The sequence below is a fragment of the Paenibacillus sp. XY044 genome, assembly GCF_002257645.1.
Classification (GTDB): Bacteria; Bacillota; Bacilli; order Paenibacillales; family Paenibacillaceae; genus Paenibacillus_AQ.
In genome coordinates this window covers 376,704-394,768 of the sequence record NZ_NQMO01000003.1, presented here as the reverse complement: position 1 = coordinate 394,768, position 18,065 = coordinate 376,704, and the positions used below count along the sequence as shown (strand labels likewise).

General features: G+C 51.3%; 18 protein-coding genes. 3 read left to right on the top strand and 15 right to left on the bottom strand.

Annotated elements, in window-relative coordinates; genetic code table 11:
- Window positions 1-14 precede the first annotated feature (14 nt).
- From CJP46_RS15530 to pdhA, 7 genes are all read right to left on the bottom strand, one after another.
- On the bottom strand, window positions 15-902 hold the full coding sequence (locus CJP46_RS15530; protein WP_094596504.1) for a carbohydrate ABC transporter permease: 888 nt from the start codon (window positions 900-902) through the stop codon (window positions 15-17).
- Between the two features lie 63 nt (window positions 903-965).
- Complete coding sequence (locus CJP46_RS15525; RefSeq protein ID WP_256992353.1) at window positions 966-2,240, bottom strand: ABC transporter substrate-binding protein; 1,275 nt, start codon at window positions 2,238-2,240, stop codon at window positions 966-968.
- Window positions 2,241-2,410: 170 nt separating this feature from the next.
- Window positions 2,411-3,280: an AraC family transcriptional regulator gene (locus tag CJP46_RS15520; RefSeq protein ID WP_094596503.1), complete on the bottom strand. Its 870-nt coding sequence runs from the start codon at window positions 3,278-3,280 to the stop codon at window positions 2,411-2,413.
- 288 nt (window positions 3,281-3,568) lie between these two features.
- Window positions 3,569-4,990, bottom strand: a complete 1,422-nt coding sequence (gene lpdA / locus CJP46_RS15515; protein WP_094596502.1) for a dihydrolipoyl dehydrogenase — start codon at window positions 4,988-4,990, stop codon at window positions 3,569-3,571.
- 3 nt (window positions 4,991-4,993) lie between these two features.
- Window positions 4,994-6,313, bottom strand: a complete 1,320-nt coding sequence (locus CJP46_RS15510) for a dihydrolipoamide acetyltransferase family protein (protein ID WP_094596501.1) — start codon at window positions 6,311-6,313, stop codon at window positions 4,994-4,996.
- A 33-nt stretch (window positions 6,314-6,346) separates the two neighbouring features.
- Window positions 6,347-7,327, bottom strand: a complete 981-nt coding sequence (locus CJP46_RS15505; RefSeq protein ID WP_094596500.1) for an alpha-ketoacid dehydrogenase subunit beta — start codon at window positions 7,325-7,327, stop codon at window positions 6,347-6,349.
- 54 nt (window positions 7,328-7,381) lie between these two features.
- Window positions 7,382-8,449: a pyruvate dehydrogenase (acetyl-transferring) E1 component subunit alpha gene (pdhA, locus tag CJP46_RS15500; protein WP_094596499.1), complete on the bottom strand. Its 1,068-nt coding sequence runs from the start codon at window positions 8,447-8,449 to the stop codon at window positions 7,382-7,384.
- A 259-nt stretch (window positions 8,450-8,708) separates the two neighbouring features.
- Here pdhA and CJP46_RS15495 point away from each other — a divergent pair, with 259 nt between their 5' ends.
- A complete protein-coding gene (locus CJP46_RS15495) occupies window positions 8,709-9,440 on the top strand; it encodes an alpha/beta hydrolase (RefSeq protein ID WP_094596498.1) in 732 nt (243 codons plus the stop codon).
- 198 nt (window positions 9,441-9,638) lie between these two features.
- On the opposite strand, the gene CJP46_RS15490 is transcribed toward CJP46_RS15495, so the two are convergent.
- Window positions 9,639-10,103: a low molecular weight protein-tyrosine-phosphatase gene (locus tag CJP46_RS15490; protein ID WP_094596497.1), complete on the bottom strand. Its 465-nt coding sequence runs from the start codon at window positions 10,101-10,103 to the stop codon at window positions 9,639-9,641.
- A 26-nt stretch (window positions 10,104-10,129) separates the two neighbouring features.
- Window positions 10,130-10,783: a trimeric intracellular cation channel family protein gene (locus CJP46_RS15485; protein ID WP_094596890.1), complete on the bottom strand. Its 654-nt coding sequence runs from the start codon at window positions 10,781-10,783 to the stop codon at window positions 10,130-10,132.
- A 178-nt stretch (window positions 10,784-10,961) separates the two neighbouring features.
- On the opposite strand from CJP46_RS15485, the gene CJP46_RS15480 reads away from it, so the two are divergent.
- The gene (locus CJP46_RS15480) at window positions 10,962-11,603 is read left to right on the top strand and encodes a thiamine diphosphokinase (RefSeq protein WP_094596496.1); all 642 of its coding nucleotides are present in this window, start codon (window positions 10,962-10,964) and stop codon (window positions 11,601-11,603) included.
- A 277-nt stretch (window positions 11,604-11,880) separates the two neighbouring features.
- Window positions 11,881-12,399: a C40 family peptidase gene (locus tag CJP46_RS15475; RefSeq protein WP_094596495.1), complete on the top strand. Its 519-nt coding sequence runs from the start codon at window positions 11,881-11,883 to the stop codon at window positions 12,397-12,399.
- Between the two features lie 42 nt (window positions 12,400-12,441).
- On the opposite strand, the gene CJP46_RS15470 is transcribed toward CJP46_RS15475, so the two are convergent.
- The 6 genes from CJP46_RS15470 to CJP46_RS15445 form a co-directional block, all read right to left on the bottom strand.
- The gene (locus tag CJP46_RS15470; RefSeq protein WP_094596494.1) at window positions 12,442-13,131 is read right to left on the bottom strand and encodes a response regulator transcription factor; all 690 of its coding nucleotides are present in this window, start codon (window positions 13,129-13,131) and stop codon (window positions 12,442-12,444) included.
- Between the two features lie 153 nt (window positions 13,132-13,284).
- Window positions 13,285-14,316 carry a thiazole biosynthesis adenylyltransferase ThiF gene (locus CJP46_RS15465; RefSeq protein ID WP_094596493.1) on the bottom strand — a complete coding sequence of 344 codons (1,032 nt, stop codon included), beginning with the start codon at window positions 14,314-14,316 and terminating at the stop codon, window positions 13,285-13,287.
- Window positions 14,317-14,427: 111 nt separating this feature from the next.
- Window positions 14,428-15,981 carry an ABC-F family ATP-binding cassette domain-containing protein gene (locus tag CJP46_RS15460; RefSeq protein ID WP_094596492.1) on the bottom strand — a complete coding sequence of 518 codons (1,554 nt, stop codon included), beginning with the start codon at window positions 15,979-15,981 and terminating at the stop codon, window positions 14,428-14,430.
- A gap of 138 nt (window positions 15,982-16,119) precedes the next feature.
- Complete coding sequence (locus CJP46_RS15455; RefSeq protein WP_094596491.1) at window positions 16,120-17,112, bottom strand: hypothetical protein; 993 nt, start codon at window positions 17,110-17,112, stop codon at window positions 16,120-16,122.
- Window positions 17,099-17,653 carry a hypothetical protein gene (locus tag CJP46_RS15450; RefSeq protein WP_094596490.1) on the bottom strand — a complete coding sequence of 185 codons (555 nt, stop codon included), beginning with the start codon at window positions 17,651-17,653 and terminating at the stop codon, window positions 17,099-17,101. The genes CJP46_RS15455 and CJP46_RS15450 overlap by 14 nt, the downstream gene beginning before the upstream one ends.
- Window positions 17,650-18,060: a hypothetical protein gene (locus tag CJP46_RS15445; RefSeq protein ID WP_094596489.1), complete on the bottom strand. Its 411-nt coding sequence runs from the start codon at window positions 18,058-18,060 to the stop codon at window positions 17,650-17,652. The genes CJP46_RS15450 and CJP46_RS15445 overlap by 4 nt, the downstream gene beginning before the upstream one ends.
- Between the last annotated feature and the right edge of the window lie 5 nt (window positions 18,061-18,065).

Genomic DNA, 18,065 nt, shown 5'->3' with positions numbered 1-18,065 from the left:
TATCGACTCCTTCCTCAAGCCTTCTTCCGGTTCGTCAGCACAAACGACAGGACGGAGAACAGGATAATAATGATGAAGAGGCAAAACGCGATGGCGGCACCGTAGCCAAAACGCGTGCTCTGAAACGCGACGTTGTACAGGTACATGATGCTGGTCATGGATGAGCGGTCCGGCGCTCCCGTGCCGTTGGTGAGGGTGAAGGGCTGATCGAAAATCTGCATCCCTCCGATAATCGAGGTGATGACCTGGAACAGAATGATGGGCTTCAGCATCGGAACCGTGATGTGCAGGAAAATGTGCTTTTTCGTGGCCCCGTCGATTTGGGCAGCCTCGGTCAGCGACGGATCGATCCCCTGCAATCCGGCCAAATAAATGATCATGGAGTAGCCGAAGTATTGAAAGAACAAAATCGATGACACGATCAGCCGCATGAACCAGGCGTTGTTCTTCCAGTTGATCGGATCGTGGATGATTCCGCTCTCGACGAGAAAATGATTCAGTCCGCCCGACTGCCAGTCGAAAATCAAGCTTACCAACAGTCCCAGCGAAGCGGCGGTGACGATATGCGGGAAGAAATAGACCGCGCGGAAGATGTTTCTTCCCTTGACGAACTTCTCGTTCAAAATAAAGGCGAGCACAAGCGAAACGGTCAGTTGGGGGATGACCGACACTCCCCATATAAACAGCGTATTGAGAAAGGTTTTGTAAAAAATCGGGTCGTGGAATACCGCAATATAATTGCCCAGCCCTACGAATTCCGGCGTCCGGATCCCGTCCCAGTTCGTAAAGCTGATATACAGTGAGTATAGGATCGGATACAATCCGAACAGCAGAAAGATAATGAAAAACGGAGCGATGAAAAAGTAACCGTAATGGTCCTTCCGTATCGATTTGGCAAACATGGACGCACCTCCTGGTATGGGTTGTTCCAACGTTGTCGCAGCCGGATGTTCAGCCGCTAGGCGTTAATCCACCTCCAGCTCGGGGTACCTGAGCTTTACGTCCCGTTTAATCCTTTTGATGGCCTCTTCCTTCGTATTCATTTTGTTGTTCAAGTACAGCTGCAGCACGTTTTTGTAAATGTCATTATTGATCACCGTATCAAAAGGCGTCCGCTGATAGCTGGGCACGTTTTTCGCTTCCTCGGAAAAGAACTCAAAGTGCTTCTGGTTCCCCAGGTAAGCGGAAGTCAGCGTCGGAGCCAGCTGGTCGTCCACGACCTGATTGCTCGTAAAGTAGTCCTGGTCATGGGCCAGCTCGGTCAAAAACTCGTGATCGAAATTGTAGAACTGGATAAACTTCCACGCCAGATCCTTGTTTTTGCTTTTGCTGTACATGGCGATATACGTTCCTCCGGAACTGAACGAGGCCGGCCCGTGCGCAAGCCCCCATTTTCCCGAAGTGTCCGGCGCATTCGCCTTAAATGTGTACTGCAGCGCCCAGCTCGCCCCCGGATAGAACATCACTTCGCCCTTTTGCATGGATGCGGCATACCCTGCGCTGCCGTCGTCAAATTCGGCCAGTACATGCCGCTGCCGAGCTTCCCTTACCATATCGAGTACTTTCAGGTAAGCGTCGTTGATGACAAGCTTATTGTCCTTAACCCACGGAATGCCTTCGTATGATACGGAAATGGCGTTCCAGTTCGCCAGGGCATGCACTTTGCCCCCGCTTTCTTTGGCGACCCTTTCGCCGATGTCGAAGATTTTGTCCCACGTGTCAATTTGCTCGCTGACTTCTTCCGGGTCATCCGTGCCCAAATATTGTTTGGCCAGATCCCTGCGGTAATAAATGCCTCCCGGCGTCGCTTGGTATCCCAGCGCCTTGACGTTCCCTTCGGAGTCCTTTTCGTTTGCTTGGACGAAGGGATACTGCTCGGGAATGAGCTGGTTCGCATCGTAGGGAGGCGCAGACAGGTTCTCCAGGTAGGGGACGTCGATCAGCTCACGGATATTCCCGTTTTCGAGCATGAACACGTCCGGTGCCTTGGAGGCCGTCTGCAGGGCTGATTTCAGTTTGGTGATGTAAAAGTTTCCGGGGATGTTGACGAAGTTCACCTTGACTCCGGGGTATTTCTTTTCAAACTTATCAATCGCGTAATTCGCCTCATCGGTAAAGCTCCATACGGTAATTTCCTGGCTTGCGCCCGCGCCTTTGCCCGAGACCTGACACCCGGCCAGCAGGATGGACAAGCCCAGCAGACTCAGCATAAAGGTATATCCCCAATGATTTCTTCTCATGAGCACCCGTCCTTCTCTTTTCGCTTGATGTTAGTCAATCCCAGGAAAAAAACAGTTCGTCTAGTCCCCCCTCATCCACGATTAAAAGGAAACGCTTACATCTGAGTTTGTTATCATTTTATGGGATTTTTGGCGGCCGGGCTTATCGGATATTGGCCTGGATTGTTCATTTATTGCGCAGTCCTACCGGTTTGCTTGCGAAATTCGGAAGGCGTGCAGCCGTTGTACTTTTTAAAAATCCGGTTAAATGAATTTAAATTGTTGAACCCGCTTTGCACGGCGATTTGCAGAATGGATTCCGCGCCGCCGAGCAGATCCCATTTGGCCTGGGAAATCCGATACTGGTTCAAGTAATCCATTACCGTCATTCCCCGTGCTTCCTTAAACAGCTTGCACAAATAAAATTTGTTAAAATTCGTATGCTCGGCAATATCATCCAGCTTCAGCGGCTGGTCGTAGTGCTGTTCCAAATACTCGCACACCTCCTCGATGAACGCGAATTTCTTGCTCTGGGAGCAGGCGCCGCCTGGGCAATCCTCCTCCGTTTGGCTCGGCCCCAGCCGGATCAGACGGACAATCAAGTCGTACAGCCTTGCTTTCATGGCCCATTTGTAACCGGGCTGTTTGCCCGCTTCTTCTTCTGCAATCGCTTTCATCATCAGCGCCAAATTTGCCTTCTGCACCAGATGCGCCGGAATGACGGTATTATGCGAAACTAGCGTCTTCAAGCTCTGCTCTTCCGGACCGCACTGGCTCGTTCCCGTTAAGAAATACATGCGAAATACGATAATCAGCAACCTGCCGGTGCCGGGCATAAAAGAATGGACTTCGCCCGGCTTGATCATCAAGATCTCCCCTTTCCTCAGCTCACATAGGTGATGGTTCAATTCAATGCGCGCACCGCTTTCGGCCACATATACGATTTCGACTTCTTCGTGCCAATGCGGAGCAAAAAGAAACGTTTCTTCTGTCTGAACTATACGAATCGGAAAATCTTCGTCCATCAGTCCTCTTTCCAGAAATGAGGTCATCGATCCCATGAAAACCCCCACCTTTCCTAGAATGAAACGTTCTACCCTTTTTCATTGTAGCAAAGTCCCCCGTTGCTCAGCATCTACGCTCCCCCTCCATCATTCAGGAAACATCACCTCTTTTCTCATTATCATATGGCTGAAATGCAAAATAGCATCTCTTAAGTGGGCTATTGCTGCAGTGTGGATCCATTGCGGGGAACCCTGAAATGATAAAAAATCCTTCATTAAATGCAAAAAGGAAAGAGCCGCATAAAGCAGCTCTTTCCCTAGGTACTACTAGTGTATGATGATAACTTAGCGGCGTGGTGCGATCACGTGAATCGGATTGCCCAGCGCAAGCTCGGCTGTTTCCATCACGATTTCGCCCAGCGTTGGATGCGCATGGATTGTCAAAGCGATATCTTCCAGGGTAGCACCCATTTCGATAGCCAAGCCCAGCTCAGCGATCAGGTTGGAAGCTTCCACCCCGGCGATGTGGCATCCCAGCACGAGCTGCGATTCCTCGTCAAAGATCAGCTTCACGAAGCCGTCCGCAGCGTTCAGGGACAAAGCGCGACCGTTGCCCGCAAACGGGAACTTCGCCGCTTTCGCTTTGTAACCTTTTTCCTTCGCTTCTTTCTCGGTGTAACCTACGCTTGCGCATTCAGGATCGACGAATGCCACGGCAGGAACGACTTTATAATCCACGACGGAAGGATGTCCAGCGATGGCTTCAGCCGCCACTTTACCTTCGTAAGAAGCTTTGTGTGCCAGTGCAGGGCCCTTAACAATGTCGCCGATCGCAAAGATATGCGGCTTGTTGGTACGTCCTTGGTGATCGACATTGATCAGACCGCGGTCATCCACGTCGATGCCGATCAGGTCAAGTCCGAGTTCTCCGTCGGTGTTCGGACGGCGTCCAACCGTAACGAGCAGATAATCGGCAGTGACTTCTTTCGTTTCGCCGTTAACGGAGTATTTCACCGTTACTTCGTTGTCGGTTTGAGTTGCGCTTTCCGCTTTGGCGTTTGTGATGATTTCCACGCCTGTTTTGGTCATGCTCTTCACGACGAGCTTCGTCATGTCCGGATCGAATCCGTTCAGGATGGATTCAAGTCCTTCAATGATCGTTACTTTCGTTCCGAATTTGGAGTACATTTGGCCGAGCTCGGCACCGATGTATCCGCCGCCGATAACAACCAGGCTCTTCGGAATTTCAGGCAGGCTCAGCGCTTCTGTCGAAGACAGGACGCGGCCGCCGAACGGGAACGCTTTGAGCTCGATCGGACGGGAACCCGTAGCGATGATGCAGTTTTTGAAACGGTAGCGAGGAGACTCATGCTCATTGAACACGCGCGCCTCGTTTTCGTTGATGAACATGCATTCGCCATTGAAAATTTCAACCTTGTTGCCTTTGAGCAGGCCCGCTACGCCGCCGGTCAGCTTTTTCACAACGCCGTTTTTGAATTCCTGGGTTTTGCCAAAGTCCACTTTTACGTTTTCAGCAGTTACGCCGAAAGATTCGCCATGAACGGCAGACTCATATTGATGAGCCGCCGCAATCAGGGCTTTGGAAGGGATACATCCGCGGTTCAAGCATACGCCGCCCACTTCGGATTTATCCACGATCAGAACCTTTTGTCCAAGCTGGGCAGCACGGATGGCTGCCACGTAACCGCCGGGACCAGCACCAATCACTAATGTATCGATATCGAGAGAAGCGTCACCTACTACCATATCTTACACCTCCATAACCAGCAGCTCAGGATTGCTGAGCAGTGATTTAATATAGTTCATAAAGTTTTGGGCTGTAGCACCGTCGATGATGCGGTGGTCAAAGCTTAGGGACAGAGCCATCACTGGAGCTGCTACGATTTCGCCGTTCTTCACGACAGGTTTTTCGGTAATGCGTCCGGTACCCAGGATCGCCACTTCAGGGAAGTTGATGATCGGAGTAAAGAACATGCCGCCGGCGGAACCGATATTGGTGATGGAGATCGTGCTGCCTTTCATTTCTGCCGGAGCCAGTTTGCCGTCACGGCCGCGTGCCGCGAGGTCGCGGATCGCGTCAGCGATCATCCAGATGCTCTTACGGTCGGCATCTTTGATGACCGGTACGATCAGACCGTTGTCCGTATCGGTTGCGATACCGATGTTGTAGTACTTTTTGTACACAATTTCGTTGTTTTCTTCGTCGATCGTTGCGTTCAAAGCAGGGAATTGACGGCTAGCCGCCACAAGCGCTTTGACGATGAACGGCAGATATGTGACCTTCGTGCCTTTCTTCTCGGCGATCGGCTTCATGCGGGTACGGAATGCCACCAGTTCGGTCACGTCCACTTCGTCCATGATCGTAACATGCGGAGCCGTGTAAGCCGATTTCACCATTGCGTTGGCGATCGCCTTACGGATGCCCTTGAACGGTACGCGCTCTTCTTCGGCACGCGCATCTGCAGCAGGTGCCGCTGCCGCTGCTGGAGCAGCCTTGTCTTCAGCCTTCGCCGCTGCAGGTGCCGCTGCTTGGCCTCCGCCGTTCTTGAATGCTTCGATGTCTTCTCTAGTGATTTTACCGTTGTTGCCTGATCCGTTCACTTGTGCGATGTCAACGCCTTGCTCACGCGCAAACTTGCGAACGCTTGGCGTAGCCAGAACTTCTTTGTTCGGAGCTGCAGGAGCCGGAGCTTGGTCTGCGCCGCCTTCTTTGGCATCGGCAGGGCTGCTTGCCGCAGGGGAAGAAGTCGTATCCGCGCTGCCTTTCGCTGCGTCTGCCTCTTGAGCGCCGTGATCGCCGGCAGGTGCTTCCTGCTCAGGCACTTCGCCTTCCGCATCGATAATGGCGACTACTTCGCCAACACGGCACACCTGTCCGTCCTTCGTGAACACTTCCTGCACTGTGCCGTTAACCGGACAAGGCACTTCTACGACTGCCTTGTCGTTTTGCACTTCCATAATGATGTCGTCGTCTGTTACTTTATCGCCGGGTTTGATGTGCATTTTGATGATTTCGCCTTCATGCAAACCCTCTCCCAGTTCGGGGAACCGATATTCAAATTTAGCCACCGTTACTACCTCCCTATTTAATGACTGCGATTCTTAGAATTCCATGACTTTGTTGACTGCAGCGATTACTCGAGCCGGTGTAGGAAGCCATGTATCTTCGATTTGGGCAAAAGGGTATACCGTGTCAGGTCCAGCTACGCGCAGTACCGGAGCTTCCAGGTGAAGAATCGCTTTTTCGTTGATTTGAGCAATGACCTCAGCCGCAACGCCGGAAGTTTTTTGAGCTTCCTGTACGACGATGGCACGGTTGGTTTTCTTGACCGATGCAACGATCGTGTCGATATCCAAAGGATTCAGCGTACGCAGGTCGATGATTTCGGCTTTGATGCCTTTCGTTTTCTCAAGCTCTTCCGCTGCTTTCGTTGCGGTGTGAACCATCATGCCGTATGCGATGATCGTCACGTCGGAACCTTCGCGAACCACGTTGGCTTTACCCAGCTCAACAGTGTAGTCCTCTTCAGGCACCTCGGCGCGGAAAGCATGGTACAGGTTCAAGTGCTCCATGAAGAACACCGGATCGTTGTCGCGGATCGCCGCGATCATCAGGCCTTTGGCGTCGTAAGGGTTCGACGGCACTACCACTTTAATACCCGGTGTTTGTACTGCCAAACCTTCCAGGGAATCGGTGTGAAGCTCAGCCGCTTTAACCCCGCCGCCAAACGGTGTACGGAATACGATCGGCGCGTTGTAGCGTCCGCCGGAACGGAAACGCATGCGGGCTGCCTGTACGAACATTTGGTCCAGAGCTTCAAAGATAAAGCCGACAAACTGGATTTCTGCTACCGGACGGAAACCTTGGATCCCGAGGCCTACAGCCAGACCGCCGATCGCGGATTCAGCCAGCGGCGTGTCAAAGACGCGTTCCTCTCCGAATTCTTTTTGCAGGCCTTCCGTCGCACGGAAAACGCCGCCGACATTACCTACGTCCTCACCAAACACAATCACGTTCGGGTCACGCTTGAGTTCCACGCGCAGCGCATCGCGGATTGCTTCCTTCATATTCATTTGTGCCATTGCTTCATTTCCTCCTTAAACATTCGTTAAACTACGCAATACGGATCAAACGATTTATTGGAAATCGGCCTTTTGTTCTTCCAAGTGTTTCGGTGTTTGTTCGAACATGCTGTCGATCAGGCCGGGAACGGTCATTTTTTGTGTTTGCTCCGCTTTTTTGATCTCTTCGTTCACTTTCGCTTTGGCTTCATCTTTCACGCGGGCCGTGTCTTCTTCCGACCACAGGCCTTTCTTCTCCAGGTACTTGCCGAGGCGCGTAATCGGATCCTTCGCGTTCCATTCGCCTTCTTCGTCCTTCGTGCGGTATTTGGTTGCATCGTCGGACAAGGAGTGCGGACGGTAACGGTAAGTTACGCCTTCGATCAGGGTTGCGCCTTCGCCGCTCCGTGCTAGCTCAGCAGCTTCTTGAACAGCACTAATAACGGCAAGCACGTCCATACCGTCGACTTTTACGCCGCGGATACCGGCTGCAACCGCTTTGTGCGCGATCGACAAGGATGCCGTTTGTTTTGCGAAAGGAGTCGTAATGGCGTAGCCGTTGTTTTGTACAAAGAAAATGACAGGAAGTTTGAAGCGTCCGGCATAGTTCAGGCCTTCGTAGAAGTCGCCCTCGGAAGAACCGCCGTCACCCGTGTACGTAATAACCACTTGCTTCTGCTTCTTGAGCTTGTAGCCCATCGCAATACCCATCGCGTGCAAAATTTGCGCGCCGATAATAATTTGAGGCATCAAAACGTTAACGCCCTCAGGGATGCGTCCGCCTTCTTGATGTCCGCGGGAATACAGGAACGCTTGGTAAAGCGGAAGTCCATGCCATACGATCTGCGGCATATCGCGGTAGCCAGGGCAGACAAAGTCATCTTTCTCCAGCGCGAATTCACTGCCGACCATCGTTGCTTCCTGACCGGAAACCGGGGCGTAGAAGCCGAGACGGCCCTGACGTCCAAGGTTAACAGCACGGTCATCCCAAGTACGTGTAAATACCATACGGTACATAATTTCTTTTAACTGATCATCAGTAAGTTTAGGCATCTTCGCTTCATTAACAATTTCACCGTCCGGAGAAAGCACGGAAAGCGCTTCGACTTCCTCGGTGTACACTTCATAAGGAACCTTGCTCATTCTCTTCACCTCAACAAAAAAATTTGAATATCAAGTTCCGCTGTTATAGAATTATTATACACCTGTTTTATTCGTTTCGTCAAAGCTATTGCGGATTAAATTTCAAAATATTTGCGCTTTGTATGTATAACAGGTTAGTTTATTTTGTATAACAGACAGAATCCTTTGACTGAAACAGGTACAAAATCGGCAAACATGGGTTATAGTAACTTATTGTTTTCCCGATTGCAAAAATTAACCGCACGAAAGGTGATCATGAATGACGGATTCAAAATACTTGAAACGAACCATTCACAAGGAACAACTGGAGAGCCGCTTTTTGAACGAAAGCCGTAACCTGCGCGTCTATCTGCCTCCCGGCTATCACGAGGTTGTCAGCTATCCGGTCGTCTACTGTCAGGATGGCGAAGAATTTTTTAATTTTGGCCGGATCGCGACCATCGCTAATCAGCTGATCCTGGACGATCTCGCCGAACCTTTCATCGTCGTGGGCGTCGAGGTCGACACCTCCGTGCGTACCGAAGAATATGCGCCATTCGGCAGCCGGTTCGAGGCATACACCCGGTGCTTTGCCGAAGAAATTATTCCCTTCATCGAACAAAAATATCCGGTACGCAAAGACGCTGAGCAGCGCGTGCTGGCCGGCGACTCACTGGGCGGATGCGTGTCGCTCCACTTGACCATGAACTATCCGGAGCTGTTCCACCGGATTATCAGCTTGTCCGGCGCTTACTATACAGACACCCAGGAAATCGTATCCGAGAGCGACGACTTGTCCTGGCTCGATGTCTATATGATCGTCGGCCTGCAGGAAACCCATTTCGAGAGCGATCTAGGTGTCTACAACTTCGTTGAAATCAACCGAAGCATGAAAGAACTGCTGCTGGACCGCGGTGCGACCGTTCAGTACGCCGAGAAAGACGGCAAGCATATTTGGGGCTTCTGGCAGAAAGAACTGCCGGATGCGCTGCTGTATTTTCTTCACGCCTGACCCCGCTTCCCCCCATTAAACAGCACAAAGGTGAACATGTTCCGGTATGAATGCTAATGCAGCAGCCACAGCTCAGCCGACGTTCACCTTTTTTAATACCCGCAAGTGGTTACGCTTTCAATTCCAGCCTGAAAAAAACGGCAGTCCGCCTGCCGTTCTCCTTACTGATCATTGCCTTGTTCGGGCGCGTCTTTTCCATTATAGCTTTTCTTGGCATATTTTGTCCAAAAGTACCTGGCAGCCCGCGTCCATCAATTCATAAACCTGCTCGAAATTCCCCGTATAATAAGGGTCCGGCACTTCGCGAAGCTCATGATCGGGCAGCAGGTCCATAAACTTCAGGGCAGCCGCCTGTTCCCCTCCCGGAAGCTTACGCAGGTTCTCCGCGTTGCTGTTATCCATGCAAACGATATAGTCGAAGGTTTCGAAATCGCTGCTGGCGACCTGTCTCGCCTTCATTCCTGTATAGCTGATCTTGTATAGATCCAGCATCCGCCGGGTTCCTTCATGCGGAATCTTGCCGATGTGCCAGTCACCCGTACCGGCGGAATCCACGCTGATCTTTCCTTCCAGGCCGGCCTCGCGCACCTTATGCCTCAAAATCGCCTCGGCCATCGGTGAGCGGCAAATGTTACCCAAACAAACAAATAAAACGCGAATCATGTAAGTCATGTCCTCCTAGCTTAGCTTTATGCTGATTCCTTGTGCCGCTTGTCGCGGATGGCGGGTTCAAGGGTGGTCGGCTGCAGCGAACGCCGCGGAAGCTTCCATTTATAGAAAACGGACAGCATCCGGAACACCACCACGGCCGTAAACAGAGCAATCACTTCCAGAGTCGTCTGGATCCAATGCAGTCCGATGGCCACCCCGGCCAGCATCGCCCATACGGCATAAATTTCATCGCGAAGCACAAGCGGCTTCCTTCCGGCAAGCAGGTCCCGGATAATTCCTCCCCCACTGCCCGTTAGCACAGCGGCAACAACCACCGCGCTGAGCGGATGATGCATATTGGTCGCATACAACGCGCCTTGGATGGCGAATGCGGACAATCCCACCGCATCCAGCAGCGCCTCGCCTCTTTTCCAGTGCCTGATCCAGTTTACGGGCAGCAGGAAAGCGACGATCACCGCGACGATCGCCAATTTGATCAGCAGTCCCTGACTCCAGAGCGTCGTCACCGGCACGCCGATCAACACATTGCGGATGACCCCGCCACCGAAGGCGGTAACCAGGCCGAGAACCGTAATTCCTAAAATGTCGTACTCTTCCTCCATGGCTACGAGCGCACCGGACATGGCGAAAGCGATGGTGCCGATCATGCTGAACAGTTCAAAAACGTGCATGTCCACTTTCTTTCTGACCTCTTCCTAACATATGCTGTCATCCATTGTAGCCGCTGCCGGCTGAATTGTGCAACCATCTATTCTGATTTATACTAGAATAACTTCCAAGCCTATTTGATTGAAAGCGAATCAAAGGGCTTGCCAAGAGCCGTCAATGCGACAATCGGAGGTAAATAAGATGGGACAGAAACGGGTATTGATCTTTTCCGGAGGCGATCTGCACAAGCAGTACTTAGAGGAAATCAGGCCTTCCGACTTTTTGATCGGTGCCGATCGGGGAGCTTTATTTTTAATAGAAAACAATTTTACGCCAGACTTGGCCGTCGGCGATTTTGACTCTATATCTCCAGCCGACTTGCAGAATGTCAAAAGCCGCAGCAAGCAGCTCATCGACTGCGACCCCATCGACAAGGATTTGACCGACACCGAGCTTGCTCTGGACCTGGCCATCAAAGAACAGCCGGATATCATCCTGCTGATGGGGGTTACAGGATCGAGGCTTGACCATACGCTAGCCAATATCCAGATGATGAACCGGGCGTTGCAGCACCACATCTCCTGCGCCCTGCTTGACCGGAACAACTATTTAACGCTCACTGGCTCTTCTATTGATGTACAGAACCGCGGGTTCAAGTATGTCTCCCTGCTGCCCATGACTCCTGAAGTGACCGGAATAACGTTAACGGGATTTCAATACCCCTTGGACAACGCAACGCTCAAAATGGGTGAATCCCTCGGTATCAGCAACCAATTAACCGGTTCCCAAGGCACGATTAGCGTGGAAGGCGGACTCCTGCTGGTCATCCAAAGTAACGATTAAGATAGCTGCAGCTTGCGTTTGACAACAAATTTGTAACCAAAATGAAATATTGCAAAAAACGATGAAAACCCTTGATACTTAAGGGTTTTTTTGTGTTCCTGCAGGACGGAAATATGTATTTCTTAATTTTTTGTAACTTTTAATCGTTTTTTAATAAATGCCCATTCTCCTTACAGCGACAACGTTTTGTTACACCTTATCCAGAATTTAGGGAGTTACAAAGCTGTTATACTCGGAGACGAGCTTGAAAGAAAACGAAATTTGGAGGTAATACAACATGAATAAACAACTGATCCAAAAAGTAGTAACCGTAGGGTTATGTGCATCTATAGGTTTTGGTGGAATGATCGCAACGAGCGCACAGGTAACGGAAGCCTCTGCCGCTAAAACTAATGTTGCAACGACTTCGACAACGACTGGACAAAAAGTCGTTAATTACGGTAAGCAATATATGGGTACTCCTTACAAGTTCGGTGCTTCGACAAGCACGACGAGAAATTTTGACTGCTCTTCCTTTATGAAACATATCTTTAAAAAGTACGGCGTAAACTTGCCGCGTACTTCAGTAGCGCAATCCAAAGTCGGAAAAGCCGTATCGAAAGCTAACCTGAAGCCCGGAGATCTCGTATTCTTCTCCAGCGGCAGCAGAGCCAACGGCCATAACGTAACGCATGTCGCAGTCTATGCCGGCAACGGTAAAATCCTGCACACGTACGGTTCTCCCGGCGTAACGATCTCCAATCTGAACTCCGGCAACTGGAAGAAAACTTACCTGAAAGCACGCCGCGTGCTGTAGGTTATTAAGACATTGATCTTGAAGGCTGCTAGTCCATTGGGACTATCGGCCTTCTTTTATTATATAACCCACTCCGCGTACAGTGTGAATCAGTTTTTGCTTAAATCCTCGGTCAACCTTTTTCCTCAAATGCCTGATATATACATCCACGACATTGGTCACCATATGAAAGTCGAATTCCCATACATACTTCAAAATATTCTCACGGCTGCACACCTCATTGGCATGCCTGGCTAGATACAGCAGCAGATCATATTCTTTCGCAGTTAGCTCAATGGCGACTCCACCGCGCGTTACCGTCCGGCTCTTGGGGTCAATGACCAGATCGGCAACCGTTACCGTCTGCCCGTCCTGCTCCTCGATCAGCCCGAAAAGAGACAGCAAATTGCGGATCCGAGCCAGCAGTTCATCGGTTTCCACAGGATTTTTCAACACATCGTTAGCACCTGCACGAAAAAGCTTGGCCGCAGGCAAGTCCAAATCGGAATGCATCAAAACCACGACCGGAAACCGCCGGCCCTTCTGCTCTCGCTGAACGGAACGAATGAGCCGGTTTAAAGGCATGGGGGGATCGGTCAAACCCACAAGCAGCAGGTCAACCGGGTAGCTGCGCGCGTACATGGCAGCTTCTTCTTCGTGCCCGGCGATATATATTTCGAACCGCTCTTCCAGCAGAGCGTCGACAACCTCACTTTCATTCGTCAGTCCCATAACCAGAATGCTTTCATGCATAGCAGCCCACCGACTTTTTTTCTTAGTTATGATAATATGCGACCCGGAACGCACGCTTTAGCGAGCGCACATGGTTGTTTCCCGTATAGGGTGACCGCAAAATAAAAAAACCATTCCGCGGGACGGAATGGTCATAGCTGAAAATGATGCCTTTTATCCAAAATACCGATGATACAGCGATCTGGCCTCGGGAATATCTTTGGTACCGTGTACCAGCACCCTCCCATCGGCAAAGATGACCATCCGCTTGGATTCCAATTGAAACGAGACGAGAAACGGATTGGCCTCTACGGTACCCTCCCCGAGCCTGGCCAGCCGGTCGGCTGTTTCCGGCAAATTCAGGGACCGCTTGCTTCCGGGACGAATCTGGACGGTGTCACGTCCGCAGAGCACGTCGGTTTTCTCGAGATTCGATGCCGACAGATAGGGGTAAATCCGCTGATGTCCACAGGTTGGACAATCGTCCATTTTCGCGTGGTCTACGCCGATCGTGATCCATTCATTGCGCCATAAGTCAAAAGACACCAATTTGTTCGAAAGCGCCTCGGGATGCCCGCTTAACAGCTTCATCGCTTCCGTAGTCTGGTGCGCCGTCACCATCTGCACGGCCTGTGGAATAATGCCGGCAGTATCACAGGTGTCCCCGCCGAGCGGAACCGTACCCAGCAAGCAGTTCAGGCAAGGCGTCTTGCCGGGAAGAATCGTGTAGGTAATTCCGTAGCTGCCGACGCAGCCCCCGTAAATCCAGGGAAGGCTGTACTTGTGGGCGAGATCATTGATGAGAAGACGGGTATCGAAATTGTCGGTGCCGTCCAAGATCAGATCCATTCCGCGGACCAGCTCTTCCAACTCATCGACGCGCACGTCCATGACATGACTGTCAATGACAATTTCCGAATTGATCGCCTGCAGACGCTGCTTGGCCGCTACCGCCTTCGGCAGCCGCTGCCGGGCGTCTTCCTCGGAGAACAGCTGCTGCCGCTGAAGATTGCTCCATTCCACATAGTCCCTGTCGGCGATCGTGAGATGACCCACTCCCGAACGGGCCAGCGTCTCGGCGATCGATGTGCCGAGCGCCCCTGCGCCAATAATGAGGACATGGCTGCTCGACAGCTTCTGCTGTCCCTCCCTGCCCAGAGGAGCAAACCGCTCCTGCCGGGAGTAACGGTCTCCTGTATGTTGCATCGCTCATCGTTCCTTTCATAAAAAGCCGCAATCCCGAAGGAAAGCGGCTGCGAAATGTAATGTTGTGGTAGTTCTACTTCGTGGCGAGAGTTCAAGATTTAAGCAGCGCGGTTAAGCACGCTGTGCGGACCACTCTTCCACGTTCCAAATTTTGGTCACCCAATCCTCATAAAAATCCGGTTCGTGGGAAACGAGCAGTACCGTACCTTTAAATTCCTGAAGGGCGCGCTTCAACTCGGCTTTTGCCACGACATCGAGGTGGTTCGTCGGCTCGTCAAACAAGATCCAGTTCGCTTCGCGCATCATCAGCTTGCACAGACGTACCTTCGCTTGCTCGCCGCCGCTGAGCATATTGAGCGGACGCGTAATGTGCTCGTTCTTCAGACCGCAGCGGGCCAGATGCGCACGCACTTCGTGCTGGTTCAAAGACGAGAACTCGTTCCATACGTCGTCGATCGGCGTCATGTTGCCAGGGCGAACCTCCTGCTCGAAGTAAGCTGGATATAGAAAATCACCAAGGTACGTTTTGCCGCTGATTGACGGTATTTTTCCCATGATGGTCTTCAGCAGCGTCGATTTGCCGACGCCGTTGCAGCCGACGATGGCGATCTTCTCCCCGCGTTCGATCGTCATGCTCATTTTGGGCAGTAGGGCATGGGTATAGCCGATTTCAAAATCGATCCCTTCAAACACCGTCTTTCCGCTCGCCCGCGCTTCTTTAAAATTAAACACCGGCTTGGCCGCTTCTTCCGGACGGTCGATCCGCTCAATGCGATCCAGCTGCTTCTCACGGCTTTTTGCGCGGCCAGAAGTCGAATAACGGGCCTTATTCCGCTGGATAAAGTCTTCCTGCTTCTTGATAAATTCCTGCTGCTTCTCATACGCATCGATATGCTGGTTTTTCGAAATATCCGCCATCTCCAAAAACTTCTCGTAGTTGGCCGAATACCGGGTCAGTTTGGCAAATTCCAGATGGTAAATGACGCTGACAACCTGATTCATGAACTCCGTATCGTGAGAGATCAGAATAAAGGCATGCGGGTAATCTTTCAGATACTGGGTCAGCCACTCGATGTGCTCCACGTCCAAATAGTTGGTAGGCTCGTCGAGCAGCAGAACGGTCGGTTTCTCCAGCAGCAGTTTGGCCAGCAGCACCTTGGTCCGCTGACCACCGCTGAGGGCGGCCACGTCCCGGTCGAGACCGATGGCATTCAGGCCAAGGCCGTTTGCCATCTCTTCCACTTTGACATCCAGCATGTAGAAATCACCGATATCCAGCTGCTCCTGAATATCGCCCATTTGCTCGAGCAGCAGCTCCAGCTCTTCGGGAGACGCATCGGCCATTTTATTGGTGATCTCCATCATTTCTTTCTCCAGCTCCAGCAGCGGAAGGAATGCATCTTTAAGCACGTCGCGGATCGTTTTGCCCGGCGTCAGCTTCGTATGCTGGTCCAAATAGCCATAGCGGACCTTCGGCGTCCATTCCACCTTGCCGCTGTCCTTCAGCAGCTGTCCTGTCAAAATATTCATCAAGGTCGACTTCCCGACCCCGTTTGCACCGACTAGACCAACGTGCTCGCCGGCCAATAGGCGGAAGGATACATTTTTAAACAACGTGCGGTCCCCAAAATTGTGGGAGACGTTTTCGACTGTCAATAAGCTCATAGCTGCTTTTTGCGCTCCTATCTATGATAAAAATTCAATTTTAAACTCACGTCAATGAAAGGACATTCAAGTCATCATTTTATCATAAGAAGGAGCTGGCCGTAAAACAGAAATCCATGATTCTTCTTCAACAAATCATTACCACCCGAAAGCCCGCGTGCACGGTTTCTCAAAGTATCCGTTTGCAGCCGCTTCTTTGGGGCTTGTGAAGGTCTCCAACACTTCCAAATCATCGGCGCAGTCGCCCCGGGAATAATAATGGATACCGGTTCGTGAGTCCACCCCTGCCCTTATTACAGCGGACTTGACCAATCTCCCACTGCCCAGGGCATAGTTGTTCAGCGCTTGGTCACCGACCGGAATGCCTTGGATAAACGCCATGATGCCGATATCGTCGATCGAGTTATTCCATTCTTCCCGTGAAATAAGCGGAAGCGTAAACACATACGATATGCCATTTCGGGCAGCAAATTCATTATGCCTATTTATGTTGTTTGCGAGGTCGTTTTCGATTGCCTGAACGATCGTCGTCCTTCTGACTTGCTCAAACCTTTCACCATCCTGCAGCAATGGAATGGACGAGGTTGGTCCAAGTTCCCTTTGCAGCCCTCTGGTCCATGTTCCCGAGGCGGCATCATAAGCCTCCATGACATTATCGAGCGTAAAATGGATCAGATTGCCTGCCTTATCGCTGTAGCTGTACGGCTTCTTAGGCTGCCATAGATGCTTGGCATATACCTCGCCGTCCACACCTAAATATTCCACCTCCGAATACACCCAGTATCCGTCGTAGTCGACCACCATAATAGCTGGAATGTATCCGTCCAGCGTCTGTTGAGCCGCCTCATCCCCTTCGATTCCCAAATTTGCGTACAGCGACCGATAAAATGCATCAAGTGCCAGCTCCTTATCCGCTTTGAAAAATTTCGCCGAACTGTACCCGGACTCAAAATCCTGCCGCTCATTGACGTTCAGCATGCTTCCCGCGTCCTGAACGGCTGTTCTCAAGGCAGTAACATACTTCAGCTCGGTATATTCAACATCCTGCTGGTCTTGAACATGGTACCCCACGATCAAAAAAACCGGAAAGAAAATGACGATAAATACAAGGCAATAATCAGTAATCTTCATTGAGTACCATGCCTCCATACGGAAAAGCGATCACCGCAGTTTCACCTGTCAAAGTCCCCGTAATAAAATCGAGCATTATCGTTCCCGGTGTCCGGTTCACATTTTTGACCGTTACTTTGAAAAAGTCTCCAACCGTAAGCTTATAGACCCTGGATTCGTCATCTTTGGGAAGAGAGGTTTCCGGAAATAAGCGATTCATTAAATCTGAAGTATAATAGCCTTCATAAACGATGCTGAAAGCGTTTTGAAACGTACCCGGATTGGCCGCGTCGGTATATTCCGGATGATATGTCTTGTGAAGATGCTCCATCTGAACGTCGAATTCGTTGCCCGTCGCCTGCATTTCTTCAAGAAATTGCTGGTACATCACCGGAGTGATGTATCCTTTGTTCCTAACCGCATCCACGAACTGCGTCACTGCATGATAGACTACGATGCGTGATAGGTCGTCCTGCCGCTGCGAAGCTTCTGCAGCCGGGTAAATAAACATGACGATCACCGCGAGCAGCACGGCCGCAAACTTTGAAATCGCGTTACTCATGGCTGCTTTTTCTCCTCACTTCCCGCCTTCGCGAAGTTGATCCCGATCAAGTCGCCCGAACCGCTCCATTCATAATCCAAGGAATACACCGCGCCGGTATCGATTGCGGAAAAATCAACCCCCTCACCCCATGGGTCACCGGCAACATTTGTCCCGTCCACCGAAATCCGGACACCCGGATCGTTATTCCCTATGATACTGAACACGACCTGTGAACCGCTGACCCAATCGTCATGCGACGCCTCTAGAGCCGGCTGTACGCTTTTCGGCTGTCCCTGCGCGACGCGTCCTGCTTCGTCCACGGCGCGGTTTATTTCTCCGGTCAGGCCGAGAGCGAAGATGCAGGCGCTGATGAACAACATGAACGCCGTACTGATGGAAATCATGTTTTCTGATTGCTCATTCATGATTT

Bases quoted from the DNA above. Each gene is read 5' to 3' on its own strand.
- CJP46_RS15475 (WP_094596495.1), top strand. From the start codon at position 11,881: ATGAATAAACAACTGATCCAAAAAGTAGTAACCGTAGGGTTATGTGCA.
- CJP46_RS15525 (WP_256992353.1), bottom strand. From the start codon at position 2,240: ATGAGAAGAAATCATTGGGGATATACCTTTATGCTGAGTCTGCTGGGC.
- pdhA (WP_094596499.1), bottom strand. From the start codon at position 8,449: ATGAGCAAGGTTCCTTATGAAGTGTACACCGAGGAAGTCGAAGCGCTT.
- CJP46_RS15490 (WP_094596497.1), bottom strand. From the start codon at position 10,103: ATGATTCGCGTTTTATTTGTTTGTTTGGGTAACATTTGCCGCTCACCG.
- CJP46_RS15455 (WP_094596491.1), bottom strand. From the start codon at position 17,112: ATGAAGATTACTGATTATTGCCTTGTATTTATCGTCATTTTCTTTCCG.
- CJP46_RS15480 (WP_094596496.1), top strand. From the start codon at position 10,962: ATGGGACAGAAACGGGTATTGATCTTTTCCGGAGGCGATCTGCACAAG.
- CJP46_RS15520 (WP_094596503.1), bottom strand. From the start codon at position 3,280: ATGGGATCGATGACCTCATTTCTGGAAAGAGGACTGATGGACGAAGAT.
- lpdA (WP_094596502.1), bottom strand. From the start codon at position 4,990: ATGGTAGTAGGTGACGCTTCTCTCGATATCGATACATTAGTGATTGGT.
- CJP46_RS15505 (WP_094596500.1), bottom strand. From the start codon at position 7,327: ATGGCACAAATGAATATGAAGGAAGCAATCCGCGATGCGCTGCGCGTG.
- CJP46_RS15445 (WP_094596489.1), bottom strand. From the start codon at position 18,060: ATGAATGAGCAATCAGAAAACATGATTTCCATCAGTACGGCGTTCATG.
- CJP46_RS15470 (WP_094596494.1), bottom strand. From the start codon at position 13,131: ATGCATGAAAGCATTCTGGTTATGGGACTGACGAATGAAAGTGAGGTT.
- CJP46_RS15460 (WP_094596492.1), bottom strand. From the start codon at position 15,981: ATGAGCTTATTGACAGTCGAAAACGTCTCCCACAATTTTGGGGACCGC.
- CJP46_RS15465 (WP_094596493.1), bottom strand. From the start codon at position 14,316: ATGCAACATACAGGAGACCGTTACTCCCGGCAGGAGCGGTTTGCTCCT.
- CJP46_RS15530 (WP_094596504.1), bottom strand. From the start codon at position 902: ATGTTTGCCAAATCGATACGGAAGGACCATTACGGTTACTTTTTCATC.
- CJP46_RS15495 (WP_094596498.1), top strand. From the start codon at position 8,709: ATGACGGATTCAAAATACTTGAAACGAACCATTCACAAGGAACAACTG.
- CJP46_RS15485 (WP_094596890.1), bottom strand. From the start codon at position 10,783: ATGCACGTTTTTGAACTGTTCAGCATGATCGGCACCATCGCTTTCGCC.
- CJP46_RS15450 (WP_094596490.1), bottom strand. From the start codon at position 17,653: ATGAGTAACGCGATTTCAAAGTTTGCGGCCGTGCTGCTCGCGGTGATC.